Source organism: Rhodococcus sp. FW305-130, from assembly GCF_058788335.1.
The window spans coordinates 635,119-648,385 of record NZ_JBYTAP010000002.1 but is presented as its reverse complement, the minus strand read 5'-3'; the positions used below and the strand labels follow the sequence as shown (position 1 = coordinate 648,385).

Annotated in this window: 12 protein-coding genes; 1 reads left to right on the top strand and 11 read right to left on the bottom strand. The window is 64.5% G+C overall.

Annotated features, from left to right (window positions below; all coding sequences use genetic code 11):
* Positions 1–55 precede the first annotated feature (55 nt).
* From AC3WQS_RS09195 to AC3WQS_RS09185, 3 genes are all read right to left on the bottom strand, one after another.
* Positions 56–715: a rhomboid-like protein gene (locus tag AC3WQS_RS09195; RefSeq protein ID WP_020969393.1), complete on the bottom strand. Its 660-nt coding sequence runs from the start codon at positions 713–715 to the stop codon at positions 56–58.
* A gap of 22 nt (positions 716–737) precedes the next feature.
* Positions 738–1,409, bottom strand: coding sequence for an O-methyltransferase (locus tag AC3WQS_RS09190; protein ID WP_020969392.1), 672 nt, complete (start codon positions 1,407–1,409; stop codon positions 738–740).
* Positions 1,410–1,488: 79 nt separating this feature from the next.
* Entirely contained in the window at positions 1,489–3,234 is a 1,746-nt protein-coding gene (locus tag AC3WQS_RS09185) for a proline--tRNA ligase (protein WP_020969391.1), read from the bottom strand.
* Between the two features lie 55 nt (positions 3,235–3,289).
* On the opposite strand from AC3WQS_RS09185, the gene yaaA reads away from it, so the two are divergent.
* On the top strand, positions 3,290–4,033 hold the full coding sequence (yaaA, locus tag AC3WQS_RS09180) for a peroxide stress protein YaaA (RefSeq protein ID WP_007735009.1): 744 nt from the start codon (positions 3,290–3,292) through the stop codon (positions 4,031–4,033).
* 12 nt (positions 4,034–4,045) lie between these two features.
* Here the strand turns inward: yaaA and AC3WQS_RS09175 are convergent, their stop codons facing one another.
* From AC3WQS_RS09175 to AC3WQS_RS09140, 8 genes are all read right to left on the bottom strand, one after another.
* Positions 4,046–5,554 carry a protein adenylyltransferase SelO gene (locus AC3WQS_RS09175; protein WP_044479597.1) on the bottom strand — a complete coding sequence of 503 codons (1,509 nt, stop codon included), beginning with the start codon at positions 5,552–5,554 and terminating at the stop codon, positions 4,046–4,048.
* 35 nt (positions 5,555–5,589) lie between these two features.
* Positions 5,590–6,018 carry a CBS domain-containing protein gene (locus AC3WQS_RS09170; protein WP_007735005.1) on the bottom strand — a complete coding sequence of 143 codons (429 nt, stop codon included), beginning with the start codon at positions 6,016–6,018 and terminating at the stop codon, positions 5,590–5,592.
* An 80-nt stretch (positions 6,019–6,098) separates the two neighbouring features.
* Positions 6,099–7,595, bottom strand: a complete 1,497-nt coding sequence (locus AC3WQS_RS09165) for an MFS transporter (RefSeq protein ID WP_020969389.1) — start codon at positions 7,593–7,595, stop codon at positions 6,099–6,101.
* An 11-nt stretch (positions 7,596–7,606) separates the two neighbouring features.
* On the bottom strand, positions 7,607–8,833 hold the full coding sequence (gene cobA / locus AC3WQS_RS09160; RefSeq protein WP_007735001.1) for a uroporphyrinogen-III C-methyltransferase: 1,227 nt from the start codon (positions 8,831–8,833) through the stop codon (positions 7,607–7,609).
* Entirely contained in the window at positions 8,830–9,243 is a 414-nt protein-coding gene (locus tag AC3WQS_RS09155; RefSeq protein ID WP_020969388.1) for a cobalamin biosynthesis protein, read from the bottom strand. Before AC3WQS_RS09155 ends, cobA begins: the two co-directional genes overlap by 4 nt.
* Entirely contained in the window at positions 9,227–10,603 is a 1,377-nt protein-coding gene (locus AC3WQS_RS09150) for a cobyrinic acid a,c-diamide synthase CobB (protein WP_020969387.1), read from the bottom strand. The genes AC3WQS_RS09155 and AC3WQS_RS09150 overlap by 17 nt, the downstream gene beginning before the upstream one ends.
* The gene (gene cobO, locus AC3WQS_RS09145; RefSeq protein WP_019748043.1) at positions 10,597–11,211 is read right to left on the bottom strand and encodes a cob(I)yrinic acid a,c-diamide adenosyltransferase; all 615 of its coding nucleotides are present in this window, start codon (positions 11,209–11,211) and stop codon (positions 10,597–10,599) included. Before cobO ends, AC3WQS_RS09150 begins: the two co-directional genes overlap by 7 nt.
* A 21-nt stretch (positions 11,212–11,232) precedes the next feature.
* Positions 11,233–13,197 carry a magnesium chelatase subunit D family protein gene (locus AC3WQS_RS09140; protein WP_492712486.1) on the bottom strand — a complete coding sequence of 655 codons (1,965 nt, stop codon included), beginning with the start codon at positions 13,195–13,197 and terminating at the stop codon, positions 11,233–11,235.
* Positions 13,198–13,267: the final 70 nt, after the last annotated feature.

Below are 13,267 nucleotides of genomic sequence, written 5' to 3'. Positions count from 1 at the left end.
ATTACCTTTCGTCGATGACGCTAAACTACCAGCGGGTAACTTTCCGCGGTGCGATTCATGGAAGACCTGCGATTCTTCGCGAATGCCACAGGTCCATCGGATTCCACGTGCCCGCCCGAGCACGCGTGATCGGATAGCACGCCAATCCCAGCAACAACGCAGACATGTGGCCGATGGCGGTGAAATTGGTGGCGAAAATCAGAGGCACACCGTAGAAGAGCAACAGGCCCGCGAGATAGACGAATCGCCACGGATCGACGATGCGGTACACCAGAATCCCCATGATGCCGGCCAGACCGTAGCTCACACCCACGTCGAGAGTGTTGACCGCCGACTCCGCCACGTATCCGTGCCGAATACCTTCGTACAGAACACCTTCGCTGATGTACGTGGCTCCGACGTGGGCGATGACGACAACACACAGCCACCGCCACGTCCCGAGCCAACGCTCAGCCGTTGCATGAAAGATGGTGAAGAGAACCAGGTATCCCAACCAACCGCCACCTTCGAGCCAGAAGGCACTCGAGAACAGGACTCGTAGCGGGTCTTCGGCCAGGTGATGCAGATTGGTCGAGCGCTTGCCGAGAAAACGCTCCTCGACATTGTCAGGCAGATGCCGCAGGAACAGCGTGGTGAACAGCAGGGCAAGCAACCAGACATAGGTACCGGGAGCACTGCGCACCCATCGCCATGCCGCCTTTGCTGCCCCCAGCATCCTCACCGCTTCGAGTCTGCGCTCACTCGTTCACTACTGCAACGGCAAACCCGTCCCACCCCTTCGAACCCACGGTTTGAATGGCGGTGCCGTCGAGTTTCGGCTCGGCCGCGATCATCTCCAACACCGCTCGACTCGCTTTGACGCGCTCGTCGTCGATATCCGGGTTGGACACATGTCCCCCACGCACCACGTTGTCCACGATGATGACGGTTCCGGGATGCGAAAGGGCCAACGCCCACCGCACGTACTCGGTGTTGTTCTCCTTGTCGGCGTCGATGAAGACCAAGTCGAAAGGTCCCAACTCTTCCTTCGCGATCGACGGGAGGCTGTCGAGCGCGGCCCCGACGCGGACGTCGACACGGTCAGCCAAGCCGGCGCGCTCGATATTCGCCCGAGCGACATCCGCATGAGTGGGATCGAATTCCAGCGTGATGACCTGGCCCGAGGGGCCGACCGCGCGAGCGAGCCAGATCGTGCTGTATCCGCCGAGCGTTCCGATCTCGAGGACATTGCGCGCCAAGCACATTCGCGCCAGAAGGTTGAGGAGCTTGCCCTGGTTCGGCGCCACGTCGATGGGCGGGAGACCGGCCTCGGAGTTGGCGGCGAGTGCCGCGTCGAGAACCGGATCTTCACCTACCAACGTGGAAACGAGATAGCCGTCGACTTCTGCCCAATCCGGTTCGCGTTCCATAGCCACGATTGTGGCAGAAAAGAAGGGCCGCCGCAGACACCTCGGAAGGTGGCTGCGGCGGCCCTGACGACTATTCGAATCAGCCGCGAACTGCGCTGATGATCTCCTCGATCGCCGAGTCGGCGTCGATCTCACGGCTCTCGCCGGTGAAGCGGTCGCGAATCTCGACCTTGCCGTCGGCCCAACCACGGCCGACGACAACGATCAGCGGAACACCGATCAGCTCGGAGTCCTTGAACTTCACGCCAGGCGACGCCTTACGGTCGTCGAGAATCACTTCGAGTCCGGCACGGTCGAGTTGCGCGGCGAGGCCTTCGGCGCCTTCGCGCGCGGTCTCGTCCTTGTTCGCGATGACGAGGTAGACGTCGGCCGGTGAAACCTCGGCAGGCCAGCGCAGACCCTTCTCGTCATGGTGCTGCTCGGCAATGACGGCCACCAGACGCGAGACGCCGACGCCGTACGAACCCATGGTCGGGCGGACGGGCTTGCCGTTCTCGGCGAGGACGTCGACGGTGAAGACGTCGGTGTACTTGCGGCCGAGCTGGAAGACGTGCCCGATCTCGATACCGCGAGCCGAGACCAGCGTGCCGGCTCCGTCGGGCGAGGCGTCGCCGTCACGAACCTCGGCGGCTTCGATGGTTCCGTCAGGGGTGAAGTCGCGACCGGCAACGAGGCCGACCACGTGCTTGCCGTCTTCGTCGGCGCCGGTGATCCAGCTGGTGCCGTCGACGACGCGCGGGTCGACAAGGTAGCGAACACCGTTGGCCTGCAGAGCCTTCGGGCCGATGTAACCCTTGGCCAGGAACGGGTTGTTCTTGAAGTCGGTCTCGGTGATCATCACGAACTCGGCCGGCTCCAGTGAAGCTTCGAGGCGCTTTTCGTCGACCTCACGGTCGCCGGGGATGCCGATACCGAGCAGTTCCCACTCGCCGCCGGGCAGGCGGGTCTTGACCATGATGTTCTTGAGAGTGTCGGCAGCGGTGATGGTGCGGCCGAGGTCGGCACCGTTCGCCCAGTCCACGAGGGTGTCGATGGTGGGTGTGTTCGCGGTGTCGTACACCTTCGCTTCGGGCAGCCCGTCGAACGGAATCGAGTCGGGAACAACAGTCTTGACGGCCTCGACGTTGGCGGCGTAGCCGGATTCGAGGCAGCGCACGTACGTGTCTTCGCCGATCTCGCTCTCGGCAAGGAACTCCTCGGACGCGCTGCCGCCCATCGCACCGGAGGTCGCGGAGACGATGACGTACTTGACGCCCAGACGCGTGAAGATCTTCTCGTAGGCACCGCGGTGCGCCTGGTACGACTCCGTCAGGCCTTCGTCGCTGAGGTCGAAGGAGTACGAATCCTTCATGAGGAACTCGCGACCACGCAGAATGCCCGCACGCGGACGCTCTTCGTCGCGGTACTTGGTCTGCACCTGGTACAGGGTGACCGGGAAGTCCTTGTACGAGTTGTACTCACCCTTGACCGTCAGAGCAAAGAGCTCCTCGTGGGTCGGGCCGAGCATGTAGTCGTTGCCCTTGCGGTCCTTGAGGCGGAACAGGTTGGGGCCGTACTCGGTCCAGCGGTTCGACGCCTCGTAGGGATCGCGCGGGAGCAGAGCAGGCAGCAGAATTTCCTGCCCACCAATGGCATTCATTTCTTCGCGGACAACACGCTCAACCTCGCGCAGCACCCGCAATCCCAGCGGCAACCACGAGTAGACGCCTGGAGCGATACGACGCACGTAGCCGGCACGAACCAGCAATTTGTGGCTGGCAACTTCGGCGTCCGAGGGATCGTCACGCAGGGTACGCAGGAACAGGTGGGACAGACGGGTAATCACGAGGTGTAAGGATAGTCGCCGCAGTCGGCCGAGCGGGCCTCGGTACGGTTACAGCGTGCTTGTACTGCTGCCTCCCTCAGAAACCAAGTCCGACGGCGGCAAGGATGCGCCCCTCGATCTGGCCGAACTGTCGATGCCACAGTTGACCGAAACGCGCGAATTGCTGGTTCAGACGCTGGTCGATCTGGCCGCTGACGTCGAGGCGTCGTGCGAAGCGCTCGGGCTCGGGCCGACGCAAGCAGACGAAGTGGAACGCAACGCCAAGCTGTGGGTGTCCGCGACGCGGCCCGCACTGCAGCGCTACACCGGGGTGCTCTTCGACGCCCTCGACGCCAAGTCGTTCACCCGTGCCCAGAAGGCCAAGGCTCTCGATCGGATCGCGATCGGCTCCGCTCTGTTCGGTGCAGTCCGTGCGGGAGATCTGATCCCCGCCTACCGCCTTTCCGGCGGGTCCAAGCTGCCCGGGATGGGCACGCTCCGCTCACTGTGGAAGCCGGAGTTGCCGAAGGCCTTGGCGGCCGAAGCCGACGGCCTTGTCATCGATCTACGGTCCGGCACCTACCAAGACCTCGGACCGGTTCCGGACGCACTGATCGCAACGGTCCTCACCGAGAAGCCGGACGGCACCCGCACTGTCGTCAGTCACTTCAACAAGCACCACAAAGGTCTGCTCGCCCGTGCGCTGGTGGTCTCGCGTGCCGAACCGACCGACATCAAGGGTGTTGCGCGGGTGGCGTCGAAGGCGGGCTTGCGCGTCGAAATCGCGTCGGAGCGCGAATTGATCATCCTGACGGATTGATGGCGTCGTCTGTCAAGTGCCACAGAAGGTTTGGAACGTCTCGCTGAAAGACTGCGGAGCCGCCTCGGTGTAGTCAGCCCACTCGTCGCGTCGGTCGAACGGGTGCGTGACCACTTCCAACAGCTTCTCGAAGGGAGCGAGGTCACCGTCGGTCGCGGCGCGCAAGGCCGCATCGAGCCGATGATTACGCGGAATGTACAGCGGGTTGACGCGATCCATCGCGCTCGCGGTCTCCGCGGCCCCGTGTCCGTTTTCGGTCAGGGCTCCCTGCCACCGCTGCAACCAGGGCGCGATGTGCTCCCGTGGCACGAGGTTGTCGAGAGGCACCGAATTTCCGCGCAATTCGTCGGCGAGAGCGCGGAAACTGCCCGTCCAATCAGCACCGTGTTCCGCCAACAACGTCAGCAGATCGTCGACAAGCGCTGGATCGACAGTCGGATGGGCCAGACCGAGCTTTGCCGCGAGACCGGCCGCGTAGTGACCCTCGTAACGCTCGTCGAAGGTCTCGAGAACTGCTGACGCCGCGGAAATTGCTTCGTCGGGTGTGGAATCGATCAGTGGCAACAGTGTTTCTGCCAAGCGCGCCAGGTTCCACTTCAGTACAGCGGGCTGATTGCCGAATGCATAGCGCCCCCCGTGGTCGATCGAGCTGAACACTGCCGCCGGATCGAACGCGTCGAGGAAGGCGCACGGACCGTAATCGATGGTCTCCCCCGAAATTGTCGTGTTGTCGGTGTTCATGACCCCGTGCACGAAACCGATGAGCATCCACCTCGCCACCAGTGATGCCTGCGCCTCGACCACCGCCTCGAGGAACTTCAGGTAGCGATTGCGTGTACCCGTTGCCGGAAGTTCGGTCAGCTCCGGGTAGTGCCGGGCAATCGCGTAATCGGTGAGCGGCTGCAATACCTCGCCCTGCCGGGCCGCGAACTCGAAGGTCCCAACGCGTAGGTGACTCGACGCGATCCGTGCAAGCACGGCACCGGGTTCTGCGCCGTTGCGGCGAACGTCTCGGCCCGTCGCTACCACCGACAGCGCGCGCGTAGTGGGGACACCGAGGGCATTCATCGCCTCACTGACGAGATATTCGCGCAGCATCGGCCCTACGACCGCATACCCGTCGCCGCCCCGAGAGAACGGCGTGCGCCCGGAGCCCTTCAGATGCAAGTCCACTCGCTGCCCGTCACTGCTGACGAGTTCGCCGAGTAACAAAGCCCGACCGTCCCCGAGAATTGGTGCGTACCCACCGAACTGATGACCCGCATATGCCATCGCCACCGGTGTGGCCCCGACCGGCACCGTCGACCCGGACAGGACGCCGATCCCGTCCACACTTCGCAGCGCTGCTACGTCCAATCTCAACGACGCAGCCAACTGCTCGTTCAGCACGAGCAACTGCGGGTCGGGCGCGGCAGCACCTTGCCACGGCACCGTCAGAGCGCCGAGTTCGTCGGCGAAGGTGCTCTCGAGGCCGGCCACGATGGTGACCGTGTCTGCTGTGGATTCCTGGAATGCGGCCATCACACGAGAGTAGTCACCGTGCGACAACCTATCGATCAGCCCTGATCGATGTACGACTCGAGCTGATCGCGTTCGCTCTTGAGCTCGTCGATGCGGCTCTTCACCACGTCACCGATACTGACGATGCCGAGGAGGTTGCCGTCCTCGATCACCGGCAGATGCCGGATTCGACGCTCGGTCATGATCGCGGCAATGCTGTCCACTGCGTCTGCCGGAACGCACGTGTACATCAGAGCGGTCATGACCTCAGACACCTGGATCCCGAGAAGGTCCGGGCCACGCTCGTGCAGGCGTCGAACGACATCGCGTTCGGAGATGATGCCGACCACCGCGTCGTCGTCGACCACCACCATGGCTCCGATGTTGTGGCGGGCAAGATCGCACAGCAACCCGTTGACCGTCGTGTGGGCGTCGATCGTGACGATGCTGTTGCCCTTGTTTCGCAATATGTCCGCGATCCGCATCACGGCACCCCGATTCGTCGAGACTCTCGGCACGTCCTGCAACGATCGTATCGGCTAGCGAAGCGGAAAAACAGGACTGATCAGGCGATTCCCTGAGCTGCCTTCTCCGCAGCCTGTGCCTGGGCTACCTGCGAAGGTGTGAACCTGATGCACAGCGCCGCGATACCGGCGAACACCGCGCAGACCGCGCAGCCCACGAGCGCGAAGGTGTATCCCTCTCCGAGTGCGATCAATTGCGCCGGATTCATGTCCGCTGCCTTACCCGAAGTACCGCCGAGCGAGAGCGTCTTCGACGTCGCCATCGCACCGATCACCGACAGCGCCAGAGGTCCACCGAGCGTCTGGGCAACCTGAGCGATGGCCGTCAGCGGGCCGATCTCGGTCTCCGGCACACCGGCGATCGCGCACAGTGGCAAGGGCACCATCGCGAGGCCGATACCGAATCCGATCCCGATCACGGGCACGAACAAGTTGGCGAGGTAGGTGGAATCGGAATCGAGAGTAGATCCGTAGAGGAGTCCGACGATCATGATCACGACGCCGGTGAGGACCAGCCAACGGGGTTGAACCTTCACGGCGAGCTTGGAAGCAACCGACGCGGCGGCGCCCAATCCGAACGCGAACGGAATGAACGCGATACCGGCACGCAACGGCGAATACTGCATGATGTCCTGCACGAACAGTGCGACGAAGGCCGTCATGCTGAACATCGCGCCACCGACGAAGAAGATGGCGAGGAACGTCGCGACACGGTTGCGATCGGCGAACAACGAGAAGGGCAAGAGCGGGTTGTCCGCAGTTCGCTCGACGAAGAGGAAGGCGGCGAGGGCGACCAATCCGGCCGCCAATGCACCGATGACGGCGATACTCCCCCATCCCATTTCCGGGCCTTCGGTGAGAGCAAAAACAACACCGGTACAACCGAGGGTCGCGAGGATCGCGCCGGGGACATCCAAAGCCAGACGCGTCTGATTCGTCTCTCGAAGGGCGCGGAACGCCATGCCGACGAGCGCGATGCCGATCGGGACGTTGATGAGGAAGATCAGACGCCACGACACCTCGGTCAATGCGCCGCCGATGATCAGACCGGCGATCGATCCGACGCCCGTCATGGCGGCAAAAATCGCGATGGCCTGATTACGAGCCGGACCCGCGGCGAAAGTCGTGGCAACAAGGGCGAAGGCGGTGGGCGACGCCACGGCTGCGCCGACACCTTGAAGCGCCCGCGCCGCGATCAACATGCCCTCGTTCAGGGCGAGACCACAGAGCAACGACGCCACCGTGAACAGCGAGACTCCCGCGATGAACATCTTCTTGCGCCCGTACGCGTCACCGAGGCGACCACCGAGGAGCATGAGACCTCCATACGCCAGCGCGTAGGAGGTCAAGACCCAGTTACGGCCACTGTCGCTCAATCCGAGATCAGACTGCAACGGCGCCAGCGCGAGGTTCGCGACAGTGCCGTCGAGCACCACCATCATCTGCAAACCACTCAGGACGATGATGGCGAGCCCGATGACTCGAGTGGCTACCGGGGCATTCGCCGAAGCGGTTTCAGATGTTGGGGAATCAGACACAAGACTTCACGTTACCCAGCGTCGACGGAAAAGCCCGCGACCGGCCCGATCACGATGATCGCCGGAGGCTTGATCTCCTCGTCTTTGACGCGCTGAGCAACGGTCGCCAGATCGGCCCGAAGTTCACGCTGAGTGCGCAGCGTGCCCTCTTGGATGACGGTGACCGGCGTGGTTGCCGGGCGCCCACCGTCGACGAGTGCCTTCGCGAACTGATCGATGCGCTCGACCGCCATGAGCAGCACGATCGTGCCGCGCAACTTGGCCAGTGCCGACCAGTCGACCAGCGAATCCGGATGATCCGGAGCCACGTGCCCACTGACGACGACGAACTCGTGGGTGACGCCGCGGTGGGTCACCGGGATGCCTGCGGCCGACGGGACCGAGATCGCGCTCGTGATTCCGGGCACTACGGTCACCGGAACGCCGGCAGCGGCACACGCTTCGAGTTCTTCGTATCCCCGCCCGAAGACGTACGGGTCCCCGCCCTTGAGGCGGACCACGAACTTGCCTGCCTTCGCGTTGTCGATCAGCGCGGCGTTGATGGCCTCCTGAGCCATGGCACGGCCGTACGGGATCTTCGCGGCGTCGATCACCTCGACGTCGGGACCCAGTTCGGCGAGCAACTCCGGCGGAGCCAATCTGTCGGCCACGACGACGTCAGCGCGTGCGAGCAAACGGCGTCCGCGCACGGTGATCAGGTCGGGGTCACCGGGGCCACCACCGACGAGAGCAACGCCCGCAGCGGCCGGCTCGGCCGTATCGGCGAGCACGCCCGACTGAAGACCTTCGACGACCGCGGTGCGGACTGCTGCCGAACGACGGTGATCGCCGCCGGCAAGAATTCCGATACTCATACCGTCGTACTCGGCGCTGGCGGGAGTTACCGCGGTGCCGTGCTTCGCGTTGTCGGCGCGCACGCAGAAGATGTGGCGACGCTCCGCTTCGGCGACGATCGCTGCATTGGTTTCCGGCTCGTCGGTCGAGGCGATGGCATACCACGCACCTTCGAGGTCGCCGTCGGCGTACGGGCGCTCTTCGACCGTGATCTGCCCGGCCGTGGCCATACCTTCGACGGCTGGAGTGAACGCGCGACTGATGACGTGAACACGGGCACCAGAGGCGACCAGCAGTCCGAGTCGGCGCTGAGCCACAGTGCCGCCACCGAACACGACCACGCGTCGATCGGTCAGGTTGAGGCCGACCAAGTAGTTGGTCTCGTCTGCGGTGGACTCGCTCACTCGCACTCCGTTTCGTCGTCAGAATTGTTCAAGCTGGAGGGAACTTTACGGGCCGCCGCCACGGTCACTCCATCCCTGGCAGTCTTGGCCACTAGGAGCGGGCCGCCCCCGGAGGCGAGGATCGCCGCCGCTTCCGCGACGCTTGCCGTCCCGATCGCGTGCTCGACGCGAGTCGACGGTGACGGAACCTGAACTCGCCCAAGTACGTCCGGTTCGAAACCCACAATCGGGACGTTCAGTTCATCGGCGGCAGCGAGCAGAGCTGCAGACGCCGCCTTGCCGGTCGCAGTGGCGAGGACCACGATCCTCGCTCGCTCCTGCAGCACCGCGTTCACCGCAGCGACGATGTCCTTCGCGGTGGCGCTCGACGTGAATCCAACGCCTATGCAGAGGTCATCCCCGTGCGGCATCGACGAACTTCGCGATCGATTCGGGCTGCCCCACCGGATGAGTGTGGAGATACGACGCGTGGACCCCGCCGCGAACAAATCCTTCGCGGACACTACCGCCGTCCCAGGGCCGCCACCCCCACGCACTTCCGCAACCGTCCGCGTCTGCCGAGACGAGAGACGTTCGGTGGAACTCGTGACCGGTGACGCGGGAGCCTGCGTCGAAGAGGGTGGAGTCGCTGATCGCCACTGCTTCGCGGTACCCGAGGGTCAGGCGTTTCCCGAATGTGGCATCCACCCCGACAACACCGGCCATGCTGTGACCGTCCAAGCTGCGAGCGAGGTAGAGCAGACCGGCACACTCGGCGTGGATCGGTGCGCCGCCGTCCGCCAGGTCACGAACCTGCTGCAGCAGAACGGTATTGGCCGCGAGGTCCACCGCATGCTCTTCCGGGAACCCGCCAGGAAGGACAAGAGCAGCAGTTCCCGCGGGAAGCTCGTCCCGCAACGGGTCGAACACCTGCACGTCCGCGCCGGCAGCAGTCAGGAGTTCACGGTGCTCGGCATAGCCGAAGGTGAAGGCAGGGCCGCCCGCCATGGCAACCACGGGACGAGACTCGGCATGTGCGCCGACCTCGGCAACCGGATCCCATGCAGCTGCACCCACGTTCGAGGCGGCCAGTGCACGAACAGCATCCAGTTCGACGTGCGAGGCAATCAAGTCGGACATCGCGTCCACTGCGGCCACAGCGGCGGCGCCGTGCTCGGCCGCCGGAATCAGACCGAGGTGCCGGGAGGGAACTTCTAGTTCCGTCAACCGTGGCACAACTCCGAGCACTGCGACGCCGACCTTGTCGCACGCATGACGCAACACCTGCTCGTGACGAGCGCTCCCGACGCGATTGAGAATGACGCCGCCGATGCGCACACCTGCGTCGTAGGTCGCGAAGCCGTGGAGTACGGCGGCCAGACTCTGACTGTGCCCACGGGCGTCGATCACGAGGATTACCGGCGAACCGAGGATCGACGCTACCTGCGCCGTCGACCCCTCCGCCGACGGCTGCGAGTTGGCCTCGTCGATCTTTCCGTCGAACAGACCCATGACACCTTCGACCACGGCGATGTCGCAGCCGGCGGTTCCATGCCGGTAGAGCGGTCCGATGCGATCCGGGCCGACCAGGACAGTGTCGAGGTTGCGTCCGGGCCGCCCTGCCGCGAGTCCGTGATAACCCGGGTCGATGTAGTCCGGCCCCACTTTGAAGGGTGCAACGCTGCTTCCGGACCGTCGCAGCGCGCCGATCAATCCCGTTGCCACCGTGGTCTTTCCGCTACCCGAGGCAGGAGCGGCGATCACCACGGCCGGAGTGGAAGGACTTACCATTCGATGCCCCGTTGACCCTTTCGGCCGGCATCCATCGGGTGCTTGATCTTCGTCATTTCGGTCACGAGGTCGGCGGCGTCGATCAGCGCCTGCGGGGCATCACGCCCCGTGATGACGACGTGCTGGTTGCCTGGGCGATCGCGCAGTGTCTGCACTACCTCGTCCACGTCCACCCAACCCCACTTGAGCGGGTACGTGAACTCGTCGAGGACATAGAATCGATGCTCTTCGCCTGCAAGCCTTCTCGCGATCTCCTGCCAACCCTCCGCAGCGGCAGCAGCATGATCTTCCTCGCTACCGGCCTTGCGTGTCCATGACCAACCTTCGCCCATCTTGTGCCACTGCACCGGCCCACCGACGCCGGTTTCGTCATGCAGGTTTCCGAGCGCGCGGAACGCGGCTTCCTCGCCGACCTTCCACTTGGCACTCTTCACGAACTGGAACACGCCGATGTCGAACCCTTGATTCCAGGCACGCAGCGCCATGCCGAAAGCTGCGGTGGACTTACCCTTTCCCGGGCCGGTGTGCACGGCAAGTACCGGCGCGTTACGACGCTGACGCGTGGTCAGACCGTCGTCGGGAACTGTCTCGGGAACACCCTTGGGCATCGTGAACTCCTGAGCTGGGATCTAGGCTGCGGCGCGGACGACACCCGCGACCTGCTGCGCTGACAATTCGGCAAGGCGGACGTAACCGCCACGTAGTTCTCGGGCCAACTCGGCTGCCAGCCCCAGACGCACGAGGCCGGTCTCGCAGTCGACGACGATGGAAGCGACGGACGCGTCGGCAAGAAGATGCGCGGCGACGCGGGCGCGGTGCAGCGCGTCCTTGCCCCCGGTAGCCCGGCCGTCGGTGAGCGTGACGACGAGGGCGCGGCGCTGCGGGTCACGAAGCCGTTCACGCAGAACCACTTCGCGAGCACGCAGGAATCCCTCTGCGAGTGGGGATTTGCCGCCGGTCCGCATCGACTGCAGGCGACGGACGGCGATGTCCACCGAAGAGGTCGGCGGCAGTACGAGCTCTGCTTCACGACCACGGACAGTGATGACCGCGACCTTGTCGCGGCGCTGATAGGCGTCGCGGAGCAACGAGACAACCGCACCGGTGACCGCGGAGAGGCGGTCGCGTGCTGCCATCGACCCCGACGCGTCGACAACGAAGACGATCAGATTGCCTTCTCGCCCTTCACGAATCGCGCCGCGGAGATCAGCAGGTGCCAGCCGCAGCCGTCCAGCAGTGCGGCCGCGCGCAACTTGAGACTCGGCTGCGGCGAAGACCGTGCTCGTCAGATGCAATCCGTGGCCACGTTCCCGCGTGGACCGCACGACTCGTCCACGGGACGACATGGACCGCGAGCGGCGTCCCGGTGCACCTTCGCCGACACCAGGAACCTCGAGGAGCTTGGCCTTGAATTCGCCGGCCGGTGGCGCCGAGGGGCGATCGGTAGCGCGTACTCCCCCACCAGGTCCGTCAGGGTCTTCCGGGCCGTCGTCGTCCGGACCCTCGTCTTCAGGACCGCCGTCTTCGGGGCCACCATCTTCCTGGCCACGGTCTTCGTCAGGGCCACGGTCTTCGGGATTCTCGGGAGGTTCGGGCTCTCCGTCGCGCGCGTCGTCCTCTACCTGCGACTGGGCGTCCTGATCGGCCTGCTCGAGTGCATCGTCCAACTGCTGCTGATCCAAGCCGGGCTCGTCGAACGGATCGCGGCGGCGGCGGTGCGGCAGCGTCAGTTCCGCAGCCACTCGCACGTCCTCCGCAGTGACCTCACTGTCGCCTCGCCAGGCAGCGTGGGCAGTCGCGGTGCGCGCCAGCACCAGGTCCGCGCGCATACCGTCGACGTCGAACGACGCACACAGTGAGGCGATTCGACGCAGCTCGCGGTTGCTCAGCTCGACCGAGTCCAGTTTCTCACGCGCCGTGAGGATTTCGGCCGCGAGCTCCTCATCGGCGGATTCGTACCGAGCGACAAACGCCTCGGGGTCGCGCTCGTAGTCGAGCCGGCGACGCACCACTTCCATGCGTACGTCGACGTCGCGGGAAGCTGCGACATCGACCGCCAGTCCGAAACGGTCCAACAACTGTGGACGCAGTTCTCCCTCTTCGGGATTCATCGTGCCGACGAGTACGAATTTGGCCGGGTGCGAATGGGAGATTCCGTCACGCTCGATGTGAACGCGACCCATCGCCGCGGCGTCGAGAAGCACGTCGACCAGGTGGTCGTGAAGCAGATTCACCTCGTCGACGTACAGAACTCCCTGGTGAGCGGCGGCGAGCAGTCCAGGTTGGAAAGCGCGCTCACCGTCGCGGAGAACCTTCTCGAGGTCGATGGACCCGATCACTCGGTCCTCGGTGGCGCCGACGGGCAGTTCCACCAAGCGGGCCGGTCGTGTCGTTCCGGGGTCGTCGACCGCGGGCAGCAGCGCAGTCAGCGCGCGCACGACAGTCGACTTGGCAGTTCCCTTCTCACCGCGGACCAGGACTCCACCGATCCCCGGATGCACAGCACACAGAATCAGCGCCAACCGCAATTGATCCTGGCCGACCACAGCACTGAACGGGAAGCCCGCCACTGGTCGATCTTCTTCACTTCGCACGTCGATATCCCTCCACCTCTCGGTTTCCTCGCCGAGAATTTGGCTGCACTCGAATGTCGCGGCAACCTGG

What these genes read in the sequence shown, in the direction of transcription:
- AC3WQS_RS09195 (WP_020969393.1), bottom strand. Translation starts at nt 715, where the DNA reads ATGCTGGGGGCAGCAAAGGCGGCATGGCGATGGGTGCGCAGTGCTCCC.
- AC3WQS_RS09190 (WP_020969392.1), bottom strand. Translation starts at nt 1,409, where the DNA reads ATGGAACGCGAACCGGATTGGGCAGAAGTCGACGGCTATCTCGTTTCC.
- AC3WQS_RS09175 (WP_044479597.1), bottom strand. Translation starts at nt 5,554, where the DNA reads ATGGCCGCATTCCAGGAATCCACAGCAGACACGGTCACCATCGTGGCC.
- AC3WQS_RS09170 (WP_007735005.1), bottom strand. Translation starts at nt 6,018, where the DNA reads ATGCGGATCGCGGACATATTGCGAAACAAGGGCAACAGCATCGTCACG.
- AC3WQS_RS09155 (WP_020969388.1), bottom strand. Translation starts at nt 9,243, where the DNA reads ATGCCGCACGGGGATGACCTCTGCATAGGCGTTGGATTCACGTCGAGC.
- AC3WQS_RS09150 (WP_020969387.1), bottom strand. Translation starts at nt 10,603, where the DNA reads ATGGTAAGTCCTTCCACTCCGGCCGTGGTGATCGCCGCTCCTGCCTCG.
- cobO (WP_019748043.1), bottom strand. Translation starts at nt 11,211, where the DNA reads ATGCCCAAGGGTGTTCCCGAGACAGTTCCCGACGACGGTCTGACCACG.